General features: G+C 29.4%; 18 protein-coding genes and 2 tRNA genes. 8 read left to right on the top strand and 12 right to left on the bottom strand.

Annotation, left to right across the window (positions count from 1 at the left end):
* Positions 1-294: 294 nt before the first annotated feature.
* A tRNA-Met gene (locus AVBRAN9333_RS03055) sits at positions 295-370 on the bottom strand.
* Between the two features lie 11 nt (positions 371-381).
* A tRNA-Gln gene (locus tag AVBRAN9333_RS03050) sits at positions 382-456 on the bottom strand.
* A 152-nt stretch (positions 457-608) separates the two neighbouring features.
* Here AVBRAN9333_RS03050 and AVBRAN9333_RS03045 point away from each other — a divergent pair.
* Entirely contained in the window at positions 609-1,598 is a 990-nt protein-coding gene (locus tag AVBRAN9333_RS03045; RefSeq protein WP_214117180.1) for a bifunctional 3,4-dihydroxy-2-butanone 4-phosphate synthase/GTP cyclohydrolase II, read from the top strand.
* Between the two features lie 55 nt (positions 1,599-1,653).
* Here AVBRAN9333_RS03045 and AVBRAN9333_RS03040 read toward each other — a convergent pair whose 3' ends face one another.
* From AVBRAN9333_RS03040 to glmM, 7 genes are all read right to left on the bottom strand, one after another.
* Positions 1,654-1,947, bottom strand: a complete 294-nt coding sequence (locus AVBRAN9333_RS03040; RefSeq protein WP_214117178.1) for a DUF2325 domain-containing protein — start codon at positions 1,945-1,947, stop codon at positions 1,654-1,656.
* A gap of 87 nt (positions 1,948-2,034) precedes the next feature.
* Positions 2,035-2,835, bottom strand: a complete 801-nt coding sequence (locus AVBRAN9333_RS03035) for an adenylosuccinate lyase (protein ID WP_214117176.1) — start codon at positions 2,833-2,835, stop codon at positions 2,035-2,037.
* Positions 2,836-2,956: 121 nt separating this feature from the next.
* Positions 2,957-4,267, bottom strand: coding sequence for a C4-dicarboxylate transporter DcuC (dcuC, locus tag AVBRAN9333_RS03030; RefSeq protein WP_336609412.1), 1,311 nt, complete (start codon positions 4,265-4,267; stop codon positions 2,957-2,959).
* Positions 4,268-4,411: 144 nt separating this feature from the next.
* Positions 4,412-5,143 carry an IclR family transcriptional regulator gene (locus tag AVBRAN9333_RS03025; RefSeq protein WP_214117161.1) on the bottom strand — a complete coding sequence of 244 codons (732 nt, stop codon included), beginning with the start codon at positions 5,141-5,143 and terminating at the stop codon, positions 4,412-4,414.
* A 160-nt stretch (positions 5,144-5,303) separates the two neighbouring features.
* A complete protein-coding gene (gene hemJ / locus AVBRAN9333_RS03020) occupies positions 5,304-5,747 on the bottom strand; it encodes a protoporphyrinogen oxidase HemJ (protein WP_214117160.1) in 444 nt (147 codons plus the stop codon).
* Positions 5,731-6,222: a signal peptidase II gene (gene lspA, locus AVBRAN9333_RS03015; RefSeq protein WP_336608821.1), complete on the bottom strand. Its 492-nt coding sequence runs from the start codon at positions 6,220-6,222 to the stop codon at positions 5,731-5,733. Before lspA ends, hemJ begins: the two co-directional genes overlap by 17 nt.
* Entirely contained in the window at positions 6,189-7,511 is a 1,323-nt protein-coding gene (gene glmM / locus AVBRAN9333_RS03010) for a phosphoglucosamine mutase (protein WP_336609411.1), read from the bottom strand. The genes lspA and glmM overlap by 34 nt, the downstream gene beginning before the upstream one ends.
* Positions 7,512-7,610: 99 nt before the next feature.
* Here glmM and rpsT point away from each other — a divergent pair, with 99 nt between their 5' ends.
* The 7 genes from rpsT (at position 7,611) to sdhE (ending at position 17,744) form a co-directional block, all read left to right on the top strand.
* Positions 7,611-7,877 (top strand): 30S ribosomal protein S20, encoded by a 267-nt coding sequence (rpsT, locus tag AVBRAN9333_RS03005; RefSeq protein ID WP_214117154.1) that lies wholly within the window; start codon positions 7,611-7,613, stop codon positions 7,875-7,877.
* 6 nt (positions 7,878-7,883) lie between these two features.
* On the top strand, positions 7,884-8,951 hold the full coding sequence (prfA, locus tag AVBRAN9333_RS03000; protein ID WP_214117152.1) for a peptide chain release factor 1: 1,068 nt from the start codon (positions 7,884-7,886) through the stop codon (positions 8,949-8,951).
* The gene (locus AVBRAN9333_RS02995; RefSeq protein WP_336609410.1) at positions 8,948-9,817 is read left to right on the top strand and encodes a hypothetical protein; all 870 of its coding nucleotides are present in this window, start codon (positions 8,948-8,950) and stop codon (positions 9,815-9,817) included. Before prfA ends, AVBRAN9333_RS02995 begins: the two co-directional genes overlap by 4 nt.
* Positions 9,818-9,877: 60 nt before the next feature.
* Positions 9,878-13,429 carry a pyruvate:ferredoxin (flavodoxin) oxidoreductase gene (gene nifJ, locus AVBRAN9333_RS02990; protein ID WP_336609409.1) on the top strand — a complete coding sequence of 1,184 codons (3,552 nt, stop codon included), beginning with the start codon at positions 9,878-9,880 and terminating at the stop codon, positions 13,427-13,429.
* A 647-nt stretch (positions 13,430-14,076) separates the two neighbouring features.
* Positions 14,077-15,921, top strand: a complete 1,845-nt coding sequence (gene sdhA / locus AVBRAN9333_RS02985) for an 8-methylmenaquinol:fumarate reductase flavoprotein subunit (protein ID WP_336607074.1) — start codon at positions 14,077-14,079, stop codon at positions 15,919-15,921.
* A complete protein-coding gene (gene sdhB, locus AVBRAN9333_RS02980; protein WP_336609408.1) occupies positions 15,921-16,880 on the top strand; it encodes an 8-methylmenaquinol:fumarate reductase iron-sulfur subunit in 960 nt (319 codons plus the stop codon). The genes sdhA and sdhB overlap by 1 nt, the downstream gene beginning before the upstream one ends.
* Positions 16,881-16,883: 3 nt before the next feature.
* On the top strand, positions 16,884-17,744 hold the full coding sequence (gene sdhE, locus AVBRAN9333_RS02975) for an 8-methylmenaquinol:fumarate reductase membrane anchor subunit (RefSeq protein WP_214142701.1): 861 nt from the start codon (positions 16,884-16,886) through the stop codon (positions 17,742-17,744).
* Between the two features lie 9 nt (positions 17,745-17,753).
* On the opposite strand, the gene AVBRAN9333_RS02970 is transcribed toward sdhE, so the two are convergent.
* The 3 genes from AVBRAN9333_RS02970 to serA all read right to left on the bottom strand — a co-directional run bounded on the left by AVBRAN9333_RS02970 (position 17,754) and on the right by serA (position 21,262).
* Positions 17,754-18,653, bottom strand: coding sequence for a LysR family transcriptional regulator (locus AVBRAN9333_RS02970; protein ID WP_336609407.1), 900 nt, complete (start codon positions 18,651-18,653; stop codon positions 17,754-17,756).
* Between the two features lie 400 nt (positions 18,654-19,053).
* Positions 19,054-19,695: a histidine phosphatase family protein gene (locus AVBRAN9333_RS02965; protein WP_336609406.1), complete on the bottom strand. Its 642-nt coding sequence runs from the start codon at positions 19,693-19,695 to the stop codon at positions 19,054-19,056.
* Positions 19,676-21,262 (bottom strand): phosphoglycerate dehydrogenase, encoded by a 1,587-nt coding sequence (serA, locus tag AVBRAN9333_RS02960; protein ID WP_336609405.1) that lies wholly within the window; start codon positions 21,260-21,262, stop codon positions 19,676-19,678. Before serA ends, AVBRAN9333_RS02965 begins: the two co-directional genes overlap by 20 nt.
* Positions 21,263-21,297 lie beyond the last annotated feature (35 nt).

Below are 21,297 nucleotides of genomic sequence, written 5' to 3'. Positions count from 1 at the left end.
GGGGGGCGTGAGCCCAACGCCGTAACGAACCCCGCCTTGTCTATATTATACAATTTTGCGAGATTTTAAAAATTCGCCCCTTAAATGCCTATGTAATAGGCATTTTAACCTTATTAAGTTTCACTTAAGAAAAGCAATAAATCAACATAAAAAAACAACATTTTCAAAGTAAAATAAAACTAAACTATTTTAAGAATTTTTTAAGTTCAAAGATGTTAAAATTCTAAACATTTATATAAAAAAGAAGTCTGATAAAGATTTATATATTAAATAAGTATTCTAATTATGCTAAAATGGTTGCGAAAGAGGGATTTGAACCCCCGACCTTCGGGTTATGAGCCCGACGAGCTAACCACTGCTCTATTTCGCGATAAATAAAAGTGGATGGGGTAAAGGGATTCGAACCCCTGAATGACAGGACCAAAACCTGTTGCCTTACCGCTTGGCGATACCCCAATGCAAATTAAAAGCGTGATTATATATCAAAAAAATATATTTGTCAAGTAAAATTTTTAAAAAAATAATTTTTACTTATTTTTTTGTATTTCTAAACATTTATATATTATTTTTACATACACTTAATTAAAATAATTATTAAAAGGAAAAATATGTCTTTTGTTAGTATAGAAGAAGGTATAAAAGAATTAAAAAAAGGAAATATGTTGATAATGCTAGATGCTGAAGATAGGGAGAATGAAGGTGATTTGATTTTTCCAGCAGAATTTAGCACACCAGAAAAGGTGAATTTCACATTAACACATGCTAGGGGTGTTGTTTGTGTAGCACTAGATAAAAAAATTGCAGAGCATTTTGAATTACCGCTAATGGTTCCTAAAAATACATCTAATCATGAAACGGCATTTACTATTACGGTAGATATTAAAACGGCAAGTACAGGTGTTAGTTCTAGCGAAAGAGATGCTACTATAAAATTATTTGCAAATAAAAATGCAGTTGCAAGTGATTTTGTAAGACCTGGTCATATTAATCCGTTAATAGCAAAAGATGGCGGTGTATTAGTTAGAACAGGGCATACGGAAGGAACGGTTGATATGTGTAAATTAGCTGGTCTTACTCCTGCTTGTGTAATTTGTGAAATTATGAATCCTGATGGAACAATGGCTAGGCGTGATGATTTAATAGAATTTGGCAAAAAGCACAATATAAAATTAGTAACTATTGAAGACTTAATCAAATATAGATTACAAAATGAAAGCTTAGTATCAAAAATTAGTGAAGAAAAAACCAAATTACTATGTAAAGACGTTAAAAAGATTGTATATAAAGATTTTTTAGGAGATATTCACACTATTTTTGCTTTTGCAGGTAAAAATGAAAAAAGTCTGATTAAGTTTTATAAGAGTTCTAAAGATATTAATATTTTAAATGCTACTAAATTAGAAGAAACTTTAAAATCAATAGATGATTTAAGTAAAGAAGGCGGTATGCTAGTATTTATGGAAGGCTTAAAAAGCGATGATAAAAATTATGGCATAGGAGCGCAGATTTTAAAAGATTTAGGCATTAATAAGTTTAAATTTTTAGGCAATCAAGAACAATTTGCAGCTTTAAGTGGTTTTGGATTAATTATTGAATAATTAAAATATTTAGAATTTGAAATTAAATAATTGATTTCAAATTCTATTTTAAAACTTACTTATTTAAACCCAAAACCTTGCAGTATTCACAATACACACAGCTAACAGAACGCTTAGCACATACTAAAGGTATATTTCTTTTTTTAGCTTGACTTTTTATTTTTTTCATAGTGTTATGATTTAAAAAACTTGTAAGCATAACAACACAGCCAGTATCTTGTGGAATGCTTTGACGATTTACTCTATTTTCATTTCTAGCATCCCAATGAGTGATTGTTTTTGCACCTAAGTCATGTAAAACTGCTTTAATAGGGGTAATCTCATCTGCACCAATAACCAAAACTGACATAAAACTCTCCTTAAAAATAATTTTGAGTATGATACTCAATTAACCTTTAAAGAAACTGATAATTATTATAAATTTCTAATAATTATATTAACTTACATTTTTATACAATGGTTTTAGGCTTTCATATGCGATATTTATTTCTTCAAATTTTTCTTTTAAAACTCTTTTTACTTCTTCACTTTTTTCCGAGTGAAAATCAGGATGATAAACTTTACTTAACTTAAGATATTTATTCCTTACAACATCAAAACTAGCTCCTACTTCTACTCCCAATGTTTTAAAATGTTCTTCTAAAAGCATACAAACATTTAAAAACCTATTATCTTTTTTCAGCTCATTTTTAATTTCTTTTTTAAATTGCAAATAAGCCAATTCGCTTAGACTAAAGCTTACGCAGTAATTTAAATGCTCGTTACAAGCACATAGTTTATCTAATAAACTTAAGGTATTTTCATCTTTATAAGTGATGATAAATTTAGTTTTTAATATTTTTATATCGTGCTCTTTAAAATAATTAGAAAGATAAATTATTAAATTTTTTTCAAGATTTGAGAAATTTAAAATTATATCTTTTCTCATAAAATCAAGCTTACAATTTATCATTGCTTTTAGGCTATTTACACTTACTAGATTTAGTTTAAATTTTTTATAATATGCGGTATTTATATTTTGAAGTTGTTCGTTATTGTATTTTTTATTCAATATTGATAGTAATTTTAAAAAATATCTTCTTTGTGGAATTTCATTTTCAACATAAAATGATATTAATTTGCTTTTCTTTCCGATATTTTGTGAAAAATTTTTATTAATTATTTCTTTCATTTCTTTAAAAAATGAAAAATCTTGAGTATTTATACTAATTGATTCTAAATTCTGTACAACTTGCATTTATAACCTTTATAAAGTTTTTTATAAATAAGCAATTTGTATTCCAAATATAATTGTAGTAATTTTTAAAAGAACTTTTGCAAAAGGAAATAATATTAATTTTCCTTTTGCAATGTAGAATTTAAATAGCGATTAATACATATACTATTGCTGCAATAATTGTTGGTATTGCATTTCTTTTAGCTAGTTCAATTGGATTAACCTTCGCATAAGTCGCACATATAATAGCAGCTCCTGCAATAGGGCTCATGCTTCTTCCAAGTCCAGCTACAGCAGTTACAACAGAGCCAAGGTGCATAGGGTCTATTCCGATATCTGCTGCTTTTATCGTTACAGCTTGATTAAATGCTATTCCGGCAGCATCTCCACTACCTGTTATTAAAGCTAGGGCAAAAGTTCCAACAGAACCTATGAAAGTTGCAATATTTGGGTTTGATTTCATAAAATCAATTAATTGTTGAACAAATCCCATAGCTTCAAGCCCTGCAACGAATATCCCCGCACAAATAATGATTCCATATACATGTGAAAATCCTTCACCCATACCAGCACAAAATTTCTTCATAACTTCACCGGCTTTTACATCTTTAAAGCAAGTAATAAATGCTAATAATGAGCCAATAATCATTGCATGACCAATGCCAACTTTTGGAACTTTAAGTGCAAAAGTAGCTTCATACCATTCTTTAAAATGCGAATTGCTAAGAACTAAAAGTATAGCAACAGGAACAATTGGAACAATAGCTTTTATAGGATTGATTTTGAAATCTTTATCATCATTGCTTTCATCTTCAAGAACATAACCTTTATATTCTTTTAAAAGTAAGCCAACAATCATCAATCCAAAAGCACAAATTACAGCACTTACTCCAAAATAAAACGCTTCATAATGAATTACTTCCATTACATTTACTTTACTAACTTCAGCAACTATATTTGTCTGATGATAACCAGGGTTTAGATTTGCGCTTCCATAAGTTCCTAATAAAACGGTCGAAGCAGCAAGCGCAGGATGAACTCCCATTCTCATAAGTAGCGGGATAATAACCGCACCAACAGCAGCAGAGCAACCAGCAGCAGAAGTTACTGAAATATTAATAAATGCAGTGATTAATACAGCTCCAGGAACTAGAAAAATACCTGCATATTTTAATATTTTTGACAAAGCATGAACTAAATGCTTATCGCAAGTTGTAAGCTTTAAAACATAAGCAAAACCCATAGCAGCAACTATTGGTTCAATAATGTTTGCCTTTTTTATCGCTTTAGTAAAAGCTTCTAGTGCGTCCATTGGAGCACCTGCAATAATACATAAAACAACACCACTTGTAAAAAGAACCATTCTTGATTCGTGGCGTTTAATTAAAAGTGTAATAGTAATAATTACTACTATTAATGCTAGTGCAATTTTAAGAATTGCAAAACTTTCCATATTTTCTCCTTAAATTAAGTAATAAAAATTAAAATTAATTTTCATTTATTCTAACTGAAAGTTGTTAATTTGATATAAATTATAAAAATGATAAAGCAATAATTAAAATATATTTAATATAAATATTAAATACTATTAAAATAATTATTGTAATTGCTCTTCTATAATTTTTTTATATTTTAATAATTCTGTTGTTATTAAATCCTTTTTTTCATCATTTATATGAAATTTCAAGATAGTAACACTAATTGCGGCAAATATTTGTTGGTTTTTATAAATAGGCACAGCAAAACAAGAAAAATCATCATCATATTCCCCGTATTCATAAGAATAACCTAGATTTTTACAATACTGAATATTGTCGTATAAATCATTTATATTATTGATTGTTCTTGCAGTATTTTGTTCTAGAATTTGTTTTTTGAAGATACTTTTTAATTCATTTAAATTCTTATCAAATAATAATGCTTTACCAAGAGCAGTTGCGTTAGCATTGGCTACATCTCCAGCTTTTGTCTTTAGAATAATTTTTTCATTACCTTCACTTTTATGTAAGTAAATTACTTTTTTACCATTTAAAATCCCTAATTGCACGGCTAATCTTATTTTTTTAGCTAGCTCATCCATATAATAAATTATAATTTTTGTAGATTTCCTTTGTTCTAGCTCTGGATTTAGACAAAAAGATAATTTATAATTTTTATTATCAAAACTTAAATAATCTAATTCACAAAGTGTTTTTAAAATAGGATGAAGAGTTCCCACACTGATTTTACATTCTTTTGAAATTTGTGTTATGTTAAGACCTTCATCACAATTTTTTAAAGTCTCTAAAATTTTAATAACCCTTAAAGTTGGTTGATGTAAAGTATCCAAGATTTTTCCTATTTATGTAAGATATTTTAATATATTAGATATTTCTTAATTATCTCTTAAAATTACAAGTTTTTTAGCTTAGTATTATTATTTAGTTTTTAAAAGAATTTAAACTAATAATATACATTATTGTTTAAATAGGAATATGTTATATTCCTATTTAAAATGGTCTTATAATCATTGCAGTAATTATACCTATCATTATTATAGTAGGCACTTCGTTATAAGCTCTAAAAAATTTACCACTTTTTTTACAAGTATCGTTTTTTAGTTGTTTAAGGTATCTTAAGCAATCAAAATGATAAATCAGTAGTAGAACAACACACAATAATTTAAGATGAAAATAACCAAGTTTCATCAAGGTTGAATTAGCACTAATCATTAAAATTCCAGTAAGTAGTGTAATTATCATAGAAGGTTGTCCTATAAAATAAAACAATTTATCTTCTTGAATTTTTACAACTTCAACAAATTCTTTTTTATGTGAATGTTCTTGATGATATACATAAAGGCGTGGCAAATAAAACAAAGTCGCCATCCAAGAAATAAACGCTAAGTAATGAAGCCATTTTATCCAATCATAATTGTTAGCTAGAAATTCCATTTTTCTTCCTTTTCTTAAAAATTTCTTTTAAAATTATTATAATAACGCCAAGGTTAATACACACATCAGCAATATTAAAAACAGCGAAGTTAAACCAATAATGCCAAGCTATAAAATCAATAACTCCAGGATATAAAAACCTATCATAAACATTGCTTATGCCCCCAGCTAATATGAATGATAGGGCATAATAATTATCGTTTAGGAATTTTTGTTCTTTAATTAAAAGTATTCCAGCAATTATAAGCAACATTATTTGAATATATTTTAGATATTCTTGTAAAAAACTTAGCATTGAAAAAGCAACCCCATCATTAAAAACTAAATAAAAACTAATAGGGGTAAAATGCCATTCATAACCTGCTAAAAATATATTTTTACTAAGTCTATCTAAGATTATTACAATGGCTATTATAAGACTTGAGATAATAATTTTTTTTCTCATACTAGCACACTTTGAAAGTATTTTATACATTCATTTTCCATATTTTTTAAGGTTTTTTCACTTTCACATTCAAGTAATATTCTCATTAAATTTTCAGTTCCTGAATACCTAAATAAATAATTCACATTATTTTTATTTAATTTTTCATATAAGTTATCTATGCCTTCTAATTTATCTAAAGGTTTTTTTTCTGTGATTTTTAGGTTTGTTAGGCTTTGTGGAAATAATTTAATTTCGCTAAAAATCTCGCTAGCTTTTTTATTTAATAATAATTTTGCTACTTGAAGTGCTGCTACTACACCATCTCCAGTTTTTGCGTAATCGCTAAAAATTATATGTCCGCTTTGCTCTCCACCAAAATTATAATTTTTATCTTGCATTGCGTGTAGAATATATTTATCTCCAACATCAGTTGTAACATAAGAAATATCGTGTTTTTTAAGATAATTTAAAAATCCCATATTACTCATTTTACTAATTGCAACACCGCTTAAATTATTATTATCTTTTAAAGCTTTTGCTAAAACCCCTAATAAAATATCTCCATTAATGATTTCTCCGTTTTCATCAACTACAACCAATCTATCAGCATCTCCATCAAAAGCAAACCCAACATCAGCTCTTAATCTTTTTACTTCTTTAGCTAACATATTTGGATGAAGTGCTCCACAATTATCATTAATATTTATTCCATTTGGCTCACAAGCTAATGTTATAACATCAGCTCCTAATTCAGAAAAGACAGCAGGTGCAACCTTATAAGCCGCTCCATTTGCACAATCTAAAACAATTCTAAGGTTTTTTAAGGTTGTATCTTTTGGAAAAGAATTTTTAATATGAACTATATATCTACCTATTACATCATCAATTCTTTTTGCAGAGCCGATTTTATCCTTTATTGCAAGATGCGAATTAATTAAATTATCATCATTAAATATTCTATCTATTTCAAATTCTTCGCTTTCGCTTAATTTAAATCCATTAGCATCAAATACTTTAATACCATTATCATAATAAGGATTATGAGAGGCACTTATCATAATAGCAAAATCACATCTTAAATCTTGACTTAAAAAAGCAACAGCAGGTGTAGGCATAGGGCCAATTTGCAATACATTAAAACCTACTGCATTAAGACCACTAACGATTGCATTTTCTATCATATAACCACTTCTTCTAGTATCTTTTCCAACTATTACTTTTTTTGTTAATGCTTTATTTTTAAAAAAAATTCCAATAGCCATAGCAGCTTTAAGAGCTTTAAAAGCACTTAAATCATTACCTGCAAAACCTCTAATTCCATCTGTTCCAAATATCATTTTTTTGCCTTTCAGTATGATTTTAATTTTGAATTAAGATTATTTTAACAAAACTTTACTAAAATCAGTCTTTTAAAAATTTTTACGAAGGAATTTTTTATGGCAAATCATAAATCATCAGAAAAAAGAGCTAGACAAACAATTAAAAAAACTATTAGAAACAGATTCTATAGAACAAGACTTAAAAACATTACTCGTGCAGTTCGTGAAGCAGCAGCAGCTAATGATAATGAAGCGGCAGCAGCAGCTTTAAAAGTAGCTAATAAAAAAATTCACGAAATGGTAAGCCGTGGTTTTATTAAAAAACAAACAGCTTCAAGAAAAGTAAGTCGTTTAGCACTTTTAGTAAATAAAATTGGTGCATAATTTTTAATGCTAGCAAGCAAACTTGAACCTTTCTTAAAACGCTATGAAGAAATTCAAGCGTTTTTAAGTAATATTGAAAATACTACAGATTTAGCAAAAGTTACAGCCTTATCAAAAGAACAAAAAAGTTTAGAAGATATAGTTGAGGTTGCTAAAAAATATTTAAATACGCTAGATTCAATTGAAGAAAATAAAACTTTATTGCAAGACCCTGATTTAGGTGATTTAGCTAAAGAAGAATTAAAAGAATTAGAAGAATTAAAACCTAAATTAGAAGAAGAAATAAAAATACTTTTATTACCAAAAGACCCAAATGATGATAAGAATATTTTCTTAGAAATTAGAGCTGGAACTGGTGGAGATGAAGCTGCTTTATTTGTCGGAGATTTATTTAAAGCTTATGCAAGATATGCTGAAGATAAAAATTATAAAATAGAAGTAGTTAGTCAAAGTGAAGGCAGTGCAGGTGGATTTAAGGAGATTATTTTATTAATTAAAGGTGATAAAGCTTATTCAAGATTAAAATACGAAGGTGGCACACACAGAGTTCAAAGAGTTCCTGCTACAGAATCTCAAGGCAGAGTTCATACAAGTGCTATAACCGTTGCAGTTATGCCTGAAGTAGAAGATAGTGATATTGAAATAAATCCAAATGATTTAAAAATTGATGTAATGAGAAGTAGTGGTCATGGTGGTCAGAGTGTAAATACTACTGATTCTGCAGTTAGAATTACGCATATTCCAACAGGTTTAGTTGTTGTTAATCAAGATGGTAAAAGTCAGCATAAAAATAAAGAAAGTGCTTTAAAAGTTTTAAAAGCAAGACTTTATGAAATGCAAGAGCAAGAAAGATTAGCAAAAGAGCGAGAGAGTAGAAAATCTCAAGTTGGAAGTGGAGATAGAAGTGAAAGAATTAGAACTTATAATTATCCACAAAATAGAATAAGTGATCACAGAATAAATCTTACTTTACACAGATTAGACATAATTATGCAAGATGGTTTATTAGATGAAATAATTGAACCACTAATAGCTCACTATCAATCAGAGGCTTTAAACGAAGCTAATTTATGAAAAAAATAATTTTAAGCATACTTGTTGTTGTATTAACAACTAGTGTGTTTTTGTATGACAATTATCAACAAGAACAAAGAAATATAATCAAACAAAAACAAGAAATAGATTATCTAGTAAAATTACTTGAAAAATTATATATAGCAGCTAAGGTGGAATGTTCAAGTCATACTGAATGCTTTATAGAAAATGGAGTTTTTAAATATTTTAAATTCTCTAATATTTATATTAAAAACAGAGTTGCATTTTATAATTTTTTACAATTGCTTGAAAAGGATTTTAAAGATTTAAAATACTCTTTTATAGAAAAGAATAATTTAGAATATTATTTTGATAAAAATAAATATTATTTTGATGATACTAGCTTGTTTAATATGAGTTCAGAATTTGAATTTAATGTTGATAATCTGAAGTTTAATGACAATGTAAAAGATGATTTAGCATTTTTATCTTGGTATTTAAATAAAACTGCTTATAAATCTGTTCTTAATATGTTAAATGATATTAGTATAGATTTTAGAGTAAAATATAGCGTTGTAAATAACGCAATTGATTATTCTAAAATAGCGACTAATTTACAAATCAATCTTTCAAATACAAGTAAAATTAGTTTTAAAATAAGAAATAAAAAAATTGAGTTTAAGATTGAAAATTTTGATTTAATTAAAATTATTTTTATAGAATTTAAAGAAATCATAAAACCATTTTTAAAAAATAATGAAAATATTATATTTTTTGAAAGTTTATTTACTCATTATGATGAAATAATTAACCCTAAAATTAAATCAGTAACTTTTTTGATTGACAATATTTACAATACTAAAAATGTCCTATTTTCTAGCACTTACAAACTTGAATCAAATTAACATTTATTTATAAGCTTTGAGTAAAATTGAAACACAAATTCTATAAAAAAGGAAAAAATTATGGCAAAAGTTATGAAAACAATGGATGGTAACGAAGCCGCTGCATATGCTGCCTATGCGTTCACAGAAGTGGCAGGAATTTATCCTATTACTCCAAGTTCACCTATGGCTGATTATACAGATATTTGGGCTTCTCAAGGAAAGAAAAATATTTTTGGAATGCCTGTAAAAATTGTTGAAATGCAAAGTGAAGCAGGTGCTGCTGGTAGCGTTCATGGTTCGTTACAAGCTGGTGCATTAACTACAACTTATACAGCTTCTCAAGGTTTATTACTTAAAATCCCAAATATGTATAAAATCGCAGGTCAAATGCTTCCTGGTGTTATACATGTTGCTGCTCGTGCAATTGCTGCTCAAGCTTTATCAATTTTTGGTGATCATCAAGATATTTACGCAGCTCGTCAAACAGGTTTTGCAATGCTATGCTCAAATAGCGTTCAGCAAGCTATGGATTTAGCTGGTGTTGCTCATCTTAGTGCTATTAAAGGAAGAGTTCCATTTATGCATTTCTTTGATGGATTTAGAACATCTCATGAAATTCAAAAAATTGAAGTAATGGACTATGAAGTATTTAAAAGATTAATTGATATGGATGCAGTTCAAGCATTCCGTGATACCTGTTTAAATCCTGAACATCCAAAAACTCGTGGAACTGCGCAAAACGATGATATATATTTTCAAACTCGTGAGTTAGCTAATAAATTTTATGATGCTTTACCTGATGTAGTAGCTGATTATATGAAAGAGATTTCAAAAGTTACAGGTAGAACTTATAAACCATTTGTATATTATGGTACTGCTGATGCTACTCGTGTAATTGTTGCTATGGGTAGTGTAAATGAAGCTTTAACTGAAGTGGTTGATTATCTAAACAAAAAAGGCGAAAAAGTTGGTGTTATGATGGTTCATTTATATAGACCATTTAGCTTAAAATATTTCTTTGAAGAAATGCCAAAATCAGTTAAAAAGATTGCAGTTTTAGACAGAACAAAAGAACCAGGTAGTATAGGTGAGCCTTTATATCTTGATATAAAAGCTGCATATTATGATAAAGAAAATGCGCCTTTAATTGTAGGTGGTAGATATGGTCTTAGTTCAAAAGATGTTGACCCTGCACAATTACTTGCAGTATATGAGAATTTAAATCAAGAAAAACCAAAAAATAATTTTACAATTGGAATTAATGATGATGTAACTCATCTTTCATTACCACTAGGCAAAAAGATTTCATTAGGAGATGAAAGCACAACTGAATGTTTATTCTACGGACTTGGCGCTGATGGAACGGTAGGTGCAAATAAAAACTCAATTAAAATTATTGGGGATAAAACTGATTTATATGCACAAGCATATTTTGCTTATGATAGTAAAAAATCAGGTGGATATACAAGAAGCCATTTAAGATTTTCTAAAAAGCCAATAACTTCAACTTATTTAGTAAGTACCCCACATTTTATTGCTTGTAGTGTTGCTGCATATTTAGACATTTATGATGTTTTAGCAGGTATTAGAGAAAATGGAACTTTCTTATTAAACTCAATTTGGGACGAACAAACTACAATTGAAAAAATTCCTAATAAAGTTAAAAAAGTTCTAGCTGAAAAAAATGTGAATTTTTATATCATAAATGCTACAAAACTTGCTCGTGACATAGGACTAGGTAATAGAACAAATACAATTATGCAAAGTGCATTCTTTAAATTAGCAAAAATTATTGATTATGAAGATGCTCAAAAATATATGAAAGAATTTGCATATAAAAGCTATGTTAAAAAGGGCGAAGCAGTAGTTGAGATGAACTATAAAGCTATTGATATTGGAGCACAAGGTTTAGTAAAAGTTACTGTTGATCCAGCTTGGGCTAATTTAGTAATAGATGAGAAAAAAGCTGATGATAAATACATAGGAACTGCTTTTGTTGAAAATATAGTTAAACCTATGAACGCTGCAAAAGGTGATGATTTACCAGTGTCAGCATTTATTGGGTATGAAGATGGTAGTTTTGAGCATGGAACTACACAATATGAAAAGCGTGGTGTTGGTGTTATGGTTCCTAAATGGATTGAAGCAAATTGTATTCAATGTAACCAATGTGCATCAGTTTGCCCACATGCAGTAATACGCCCATTCTTAATTAATGATGAAGAAATGGCAAATGCTCCAGTAGGCGTGAAAGAGCATTCAATTGATGCTAAAGGTGTAAAAGGCGAAAGTCTTAAATTTAAAATTCAAGTTTCAACATTAGATTGTACAGGTTGCGAGTTATGTGTAACTGAATGTCCAAGTAAAGAAAAATCACTTGTTATGGTTCCACTTGAAGAAGAGCTAGAAAAAGGCGAACAAGATAATGCTGATTACTTATTCCATAAAGTTACTTATAAAGATAATTTTATAGCAAAAGATACTACAAAAGGTGCTCAATTTGCACAACCATTATTTGAATTCCACGGAGCATGTCCAGGTTGTGGTGAAACTCCATATATTACATTAGTTACTAGAATGTTTGGTGAGAGAATGATGATTGCGAACGCAACAGGTTGTAGCTCAATTTATGGTGGTTCAGCACCTTCTACTCCATATCGCAAAAATGATAAAGGTTTTGGACCTGCTTGGGGTAACTCATTATTTGAAGATAATGCTGAGTTTGGTATGGGTATGAGAGTTGCTACCGAGACAATTCGCCATAGAATTGAAGATATTATGATTAATACAAAAGATAAAGCTCCAAATGCAATTGCAGCTCTTTATGGCGAATGGTTGGCTAATAAGAAAAATGCTGATATAACAGCAGATGTTAGAGATAGACTAATTCCATTATTAGAACAACACGCAGAGCTTGAAGGTGCTAAAGAAATTTTAGGTCTAAAAAGCTATGTAGCTAAAAAATCTCAATGGATTTTTGGTGGTGATGGCTGGGCTTATGATATTGGTTATGGTGGGCTTGACCATGTTTTAGCTAGTGGAGAAGATGTGAATGTATTAGTAATGGATACTGAAGTTTATTCAAATACAGGCGGACAAGCTTCAAAATCAACTAGAACAGGTGCAGTAGCGCAATTTGCTGCAAGTGGTAAGCCAAGTCAGAAAAAAGACTTAGGACAAATTGCTATGACTTATGGAAATATTTTCGTAGCTCAAGTAAATTCAAATGCAAATTATGCTCATTTTATTAAAGCACTAATCGCAGCAGAAGCTTACGATGGACCAAGCTTAATCATTTGCTATAGCCCTTGTATAGCTCACGGAATTAAAGGTGGAATGGGTGCTAGTGGTGATCACGCAGAAATCGCAACTAAGTGTGGTTATTGGCCAATTTACACATTTGATCCAAGATTAGAAGCAGAGGGTAAAAATCCATTAAAAATTGCTTCAAAAGAACCTGATTGGAATTTATATGAAGAGTTCTTAATGGCAGAAGTTCGTTATAACTCACTAAAAAAAGGAAATCCAAAAGAAGCAGCAGAACTATATGCTCGCAACAAAGCAGATGCGCAAAGACGCTATAGACAATTAAAGCGTTTAGCAGCAGCTGATTATAGCGTTTCTGAATAATCTCAAGCTCTTTTTAGGGCTTGATTATTTTATTACTCAAATAGAATTTAAAACACTAATATAATTTTTTAATAACTAGTGAATTATTAATCATATTAATTGTTTTATGAAGAGATAAAAAACATTATTGACGCTTATAAAAGCATTAAAATACTTTCATAGTTTTATACTCAAAAATTAAAATTATTTTTTAAGAATATATAAAAATATCATCTAATTATTATAAATTAAAGTAATTACTTAAATGGTGTTAATTTGCCTATTTAAAGCTTAATAGTATATATTCAAAATTAGCGTAAATAAAGGCAAATTAAATATTTAAAATATTAGTAAATTTATACTATAGATTTATAAGCAATTTGAAAAATTATTAATTATTAAAATACTAAAAAAGAAACTTTTTATAAGTTTATTACTAATAAATATTGATGATATTTTATTTTTTATATTAATTTTATTACAAATTCTCTAATTCAAAATACCATAAAATCGTGATTTTTTATATATTATAATTTTTATCTTATGAGATTATAAAAAAAATAATATTTGACTTATAATGTAATTTAGAATAATATTTTGCTATTAATTTTTTATTTTAAGAAAAAAATAAAGATTAATACCAAAATTCTTATTTAAAGGAGTTTTATATGAATGAAGAAAAATTCAATAGGCGAGATTTCATAAAATCAGCTACTATTGGTGTTGGTGCAGTAGCAGCTAGCACAAGCCCTGTATCAATTATGGCAAGTGAGCTTAAAAAAAGTGGTAAAAATACCTCACTACCAAGCGTAGATGTTTTAGTTATCGGCTCTGGTGGTGCTGGTCTTAGAGCTGCTGTTGCGGTTAGAAAAAATCATCCAAATTTAAATGTTGTAGTAGTTAATAAAGGTATGCCATCACGAAATGCAACCTGTATGGCTGAAGGTGGGATTAATGGTGTGATTGATTTTGAAAATGGTGACTCAAACAAATTACACGCATATGATACTGTTAAAGGTAGTGATTTTTTAGGCGATCAAGATGTAATTATTAAATTTGCACAAAAGGCTACCGAAGCAATTCACGAACTTGATTATGCAGGAATGCCTTTTAATAGACAAAAAGATAAAACGGTTGCAAGGCGTTTTGCTGGTGGTGCAAAATATGAACGCTGTAATTATGCAGCCGATAAAACAGGCTCTATTATGATGCACACCTGTCTTGATGAAGCCATTACAAATGGTGTTAATTTCTTGCTTGACCATTACTTACTTGATATTGCGATTGATAATAATGAGTGCGAAGGTGTAGTTCTTTTAAATATGCAAACAGGAGATGTAGTGCCTGTATTAGCAAAATCAGTAGTTCTAGCAACAGGTGGTTATACTCGTGTGTTCTATAACCGCACTTCAACCCCATTTAATGCTAGTGGAGATGGAATTGCTGCAGCACTTAGAGCTGGACTTGCGTTTAAAGACCCTGAAATGCTTCAATTTCACCCAACAGGAGTTAGAAATGGTGGTGCATTAATTACTGAAGCGGCAAGAGGTCTTGGTGGAAAATTAATTAATAATAAAGGCGAACGCTTTATGAGTAAATACTCAAATCGCCTTGAGCTTGCTCCAAGAGATATTGTTTCTCGTTCAATTGAAAGTGAAATTCGTTTAGGTAATGGATTTGGAGAAGGAATGGGTTCTTATGTTCTTTTAGATGTTACACATTTAGGTGAAGAACAAATTATGAATGAATTACCACAAATTCGTCATATTGGACTTTTATTTGAAGGTATAGATTTAGTAAAAGAACCAATTAAAATTCGTCCAACAGCACACTATTCAATGGGTGGTATAGAAATTGCAAAATTTGATGATATGAGTACTCATTTAGCAGGACTTTTTGCTGCAGGTGAGACAAGTTGTGCTTCAATTCACGGAGCAAATCGTCTAGGTGGAAATAGCTTAGCTGATGCGGCAGTTACAGGTAAACTTGCAGGTGAGGGTGCAGGTGAGTATGCAAGTAAAAGACAAAATTATGGCTCTGGCAAACACGCTGAAGAATTAGCTCAAAAATGGAGAATTAAGCTAAAAGATATAACAAGTGGCAATTCAAAACCTAACGAGCTTTATGATTTAAGAGAAGAATTTGGACAATACAACTGGGATAATATGGGAATTTATAGAACAGGAGAAAAGCTTGAAAAACATATAAAAATCCTAGATGAGATTTGGGCTAAATATAATAATCTTAAAATCTCAAATCCAAATATGTTCTATAACACCGCTTTAATTGAGTATTTAGAATTTGGAAATCTCATTCTTTTAGCAAGATGTGCTTGTCTTGGTGCATTAAACAGAAAAGAAAGCCGTGGGGCTCATACTAGAGAAGATTATCCAACAAGAGATGATGAGAATTTCTTAAAACATAGCCTTGTTACTTTAAAAGATGACAAATTAAGCCTTAGTTATAAAGATGTAGTTATTACAGAATTTAAACCTGAAGAAAGGAAATACTAATGAAAATTTTAATTGACCGCTTTAATGGAGTTGATAAATTTGTTCAAGCATATGATTTAAGTATAGATGAAGTAAAGGGAAAAACGCTTTTAGCCTTATTACAACATATAAAACGCACTCAAGATATTTCACTAAATTTTACTTCGGCTTGTCGTATGGCGATTTGTGGTGCTTGTGGTGTGCGTGTGAATGGGCATTCATACCTTGCTTGTGATACTAAAATGGATGATTTATTAATAGAATATGACAATCCTGAAAGCTTAAAAATCTCTCCTTTGGCAAATTTTAAAGTTCTTTCGGATTTAGTTGTAGATTGGGAGCCAAGTATTGAGAATTTAAGAAAAATAAAACCAACTATAACACCAAAAGAAGCATTTTCTGATAAAAAAGGTTGCGTGCAAACTCAAGCTGAAGTTGATGCTATTAAAAAACAATGGGATTGTATTTTATGTGGTTGTTGTGCTAGTGAATGTAATAAACTTGAAGCTGATTCAAGTGATTATATGGAACCATTTGTATTTACTCACGCATTTCGTGCTGCTTATGATTCACGCTCAAAAGATGCTTTAAAACACTTAAAACCATCTATTGCAAATGGTCTTTGGATGTGCGTTCATTGTCAAGAGTGTGCTGACCGCTGTCCTAAAGGAATTAGTGCTGCTGATGATATAGCAATGCTAAGAGTAATGGCTATGAAAAAAGGTTTAAAAGATGGCACAGGACCAGCTCACGCAGAAGCATTCTTAAAAGACTTAGAAGATACAGGTAGATTAAATGAGATTTATTTAGCACTTCGCTCTGAAGGTGTTTTAGCAAATACTACAAAAATAGATATTGCGTACAATCTAATGAAAGCAGGTAAGATGAATCCATTACATATTTTTGGTGATGAAGAAATTGAAGGTCATGAAGATTTAGTAAAAATGATTGAAGCAGCTAGAGCTGCTAATAAGGAGTAAGTTATGCAACAAAAAGATTTCGCTTTTTTCCCTGGCTGTGTTTTAAGTCAAGCAGCTAAAGAATCAAAAATGTCATTAGAAGCAATAGCTCCAATACTAGGTATAACTTTACACGAGATTAAGGGTTGGAGTTGCTGTGGTGCATCTCAAGCACAAGATGTAGACCCAATAGCAGCACTTGTAGCAAATGCTAGAAATATAGCATTAGCTGAGAATATGAATATGCCAATGCTAACAACCTGTAGCACTTGTATGCTAACTTTAACTCGTGCAAAAACTGCTTTAGATAAAGGTGCAAAAGACCGCATAAATGAATATTTAGCAAAAGGTAATATGAAATATCAAGGAAATAATGAAATAACAAGCCTTTTATGGATTTTGTATGAGAATTTAGATACCTTAAAATCAAAAGTTGTTAAGCCACTTTCAAATCTAAAAGTAGCTTTATTTTATGGTTGTCATAGTATTCGCCCTGAAAAATCATATAACGCAAAAGAAAGTTCAACTAATCCAAAAAGCTTTGAAGCTGTAGTTAGTGCGCTTGGTGCGACAATAGTTCCATTTGAAAAACGCTTAGATTGCTGTGGTTTTCACGCTAGTTATCCAGCAGTAAAATCGGTGCAAAAAATGTCATCTCAAATTGTTGGTAGTGCTGATAAAAATGGTGCTGATTGCGTTGTTACACCTTGTCCGCTTTGCCAAATGCAGCTTGATATTTACCAAGAACGCTATCAAGATGCAATGGGTTCTGAAATTAGAAAGCCAATAATTCATCTTTCTCAATTAGTAGGATTAGCACTTGGTCTTAGCAACGAACAATTAGGACTTGATTTAAATATAATTGATGCTACAAAATTAGCATAATTTTAGGGGCTAAGCCCCTAATTCTTTTGCCATTTTTATAAACTCAAGCTCTAAATGTGAGAGTTTTTTATCTTTTTTATAAGCTATAACTAATGTTTTAATTAAATTATTATCTTTTATATTAAATAATTTTATTTTATCTTTTTTATCATCTTTTATTAATTCTCTAATAGTAAAAGTAGCACCAACACCGCTTGCTACTATTGAATTTGCAATATCAAAAGTCTCAGTTTCGCATAAAATTTTAGGAATAAATTCATTGTTTTTAAACATTAAATCAATATCTAATCTACTTCTTTGAGAAGATTTTGGCAGAATAAATTTCTCATTTTTTAGTTCTTTGATTGATATTTCTGGCAATTCTTTATTTTTATATTTTAAAGATAATTCGTGTAAAGATGGCAGTGCTAGAAAAACATTGCTGCTTTTTATTATTTCATATTTTAAATATTTTATATCAAGTGGTAACACTAGCATTCCAAGGTCAATTTCATCATCATAAATCATTTGTTTGATTTTAAGCGTTGAAAAGATTTGAGAAATTTTAATATCAGCATCACTAAAACGCTTGCAAAATTGTGGCAAGAGATTTGGAATCATATTATAGCCATTTTGTAAGAATGCTATACGAATTTTGCCAGTTTTGGCATTGTTTAGTGCTGAAATTTCAGTATCAAGCTCTGCTATCATATCTTTTATTAGATTTGCTTTTTTTAAATATATTTCTCCTGCTTCGGTTAAAGATATTGGATTTGTGCTTCTATTAAAAAGCGTGGTTTTTAGCTCATTTTCTAATGCAAAAATACTTTGAGATAATGATGGTTGCGGTATTTTAAGCTCATTTGCAGCCTTTGTAAAGCTTTGCAATTTTGCTACTTTTAAAAATAGTTGCATATGTCTAAAATTCATCTTTTATCCTAATTTAAATTCTTTATTTTTCATATAAATATTTTATATGTTATTTGGTAATAAAATAAAAAATAGCTTTATAAAATTTTTTACTTTTAAAATTTAAATAGATAATATTTATTATAAGATTTTAAAACAAGGTTAAAATGATTATTCTAGCGTGGGTAATACCTAAATATAAGTAAAATAGCAAAAATAATATGCTAAATAATATTGACATTACAACAAATTCTGCTTTAGATTAATATATCTTGTAAGAATATTTTAAAGCAAATTGAAGCTGTATTTTATGGTTTTCATATTATATAAATTTATATAATTTTTAAAGATTAATTACTAAGTAAAGCAATGATTTTAAATTCTTATTTTGTAAAAATCAAAATAAGAATTTAAATAAGCATTATAAACCTAATTGAATTTCTTTAGAATATAAATATCCTAAATGATTGGTGTTATTTAAGGTTATTATTTTTGCTAAATCATTAGATATTTCAAGGACATTAATGCAGGTATTATCTTGAGTAATGTTCCAAAATGAGCTAAGTGGTGCATTTAATAAATGAGAAATGATTACCTTATTTACTGCATCGTGAGCGAAAACTGCAATTGTTTTTCCATCATATTTTGTAATATAATCGTTTATTGCAAGTTTTACTCTATTTAAAATATCTTCTAAGCTTTCTCCATTAGGCATTTTTACTAAATGTGGGATTTGCTTCCATTTTTTTAATAAATCTTGTTCTATTTCACTTGATAATCTACCTTCCCAAGTTCCGTGATTTATCTCTAATAATCTTTCATCTTTTAAAACTTCTTTATTGTGAAATTTAGCACTTTCACAAGCTGTTTCATAAGCTCTTTTTAAAGGACTTGCTATAAAAAAATCAATGTGTATATTTTTTAAAGCAAGGGCTAATTTCTTAGCTTGTTCCTTGCCTAAATCACTTAAATCAGTATCAATTTGACCTTGATATCTACCTTCTTTATTCCAATTAGTTTGCCCGTGTCTAAGTAATATTAGATTAATCATCGCAAATCTCACTGCAATCAATTATCTTAACTCCATGAACTCCAGCTAATTCACAAAGTTTTTTATAATCTGTTTTTAATGGTTTTTTATTAATGCTAATTGCCATTATATTTTCACCACTTGTATTTGTTTTGCTAACTTGCATACTTAAAATATTTATTCCTGCTTCGCCTAAAATAGTTCCAATTTGTCCTATCATACCAGGCACATTATCGTGTGGCACTAACAATAATACTCCACTTGGTTCAAATTTAATATCATATTCATCAATACCACTAACATAAGCACTCTTATCGCTCATTAAAGCTCCTCTTATTTCGTGCTCACCTAATTCGCTTACTATTTTTACTTTTATTTGATTATTTACTTCATCACTTTTTTGCTCAATTAAGCTTATTCCTCTATTTTGAGCTAGAATTGGTGCATTAACCATATTTACTTTTTCTTGCAATATAGAATTTAATAATCCACATAACATTACTTGGCTTAAAGCTCTAGTATCAAGCTCTTTAAAGGCATTTGAATATTCAATGAAAACTTGTTTAATTGCTGAATTGCTAACTTCACACGCAATAAATCCTAATGCTTTTACTAGATTAAAATAAGGCTTAATTTTATTTAGCATTTCAGGGCTAACTGGCACAGCATTTAAAGCACTAGCAACCATTTGACCATTTAACGCTTCTTTAATAGCAATTGCCACATCAACTGCAACTCCTTCTTGAGCTTCTATTGTAGATGCACCTAAATGCGGTGTTAAAACCACATTTTTTAAAGTTGTAATCTCGTGGTTTCCTAATGGCTCATTAGCAAAAACATCAAGAGCAGCCCCTGCAATATCTCCATTTTTTAAAGCATTTGTTAAATCATCAAGATTAATACATTCACCCCTTGCTGCATTTATAATTCTTACACCTTTTTTCATTTTAGCTATGCTATTTTTATTTATCATTTCTTTTGTTTCATCTGTTAATGGAAGGTGTAATGTAATAAAATCAGCTTCAGCATAAACTTCATCTAATTCACATTTTTTAACTTGTAAATGAATAGCTCTTTCGTTGCTAAGATATGGATCATACGCAATTACTTTCATACCAAATGCTTGTGCTCTACTAGCAACGCCAGCACCAATTCTACCTAAACCTAAAACCCCTAAAGTTTTATCTTTTAATTCAAGTCCTAAAAAGCTTTTTCTATCCCAAATACCATTTACTACGCTAGCATGTGCGTTAGGTATCATTCTAGCAAGGCTTAACATTAGTGCAAAAGTATGTTCTGTAGCTGCGTTTGTATTACCATTTGGCGCATTTACTACTATTACTCCTTTTTTTGTAGCTGCTTTTATATCTATATTATCAACACCAACTCCAGCTCTACCAATTACTTTTAATCTATGAGCGTGTTCTAATACTTTTTCTGTAATTTTTGTAGCACTTCTTAAAATAACTGCATCATAATCACCAATTATTTTTAGCAATTCTTCTTCGCTAATTTTAGGATATTCACTTACTTTGCAATCTTTTTCTAAAATTTTAGTAGCTAAATCGCTAACTCCATCTAAAACTAAAATCTTGTTCATCTACTCTCCTTTAAATAAAAGCTTTATTCTAGCAA

The organism is Campylobacter sp. RM9333, from assembly GCF_020137705.1.
GTDB lineage: Bacteria > Campylobacterota > Campylobacteria > Campylobacterales > Campylobacteraceae > Campylobacter_E.
This window is presented reverse-complemented; position numbering and strand designations above follow the sequence as displayed.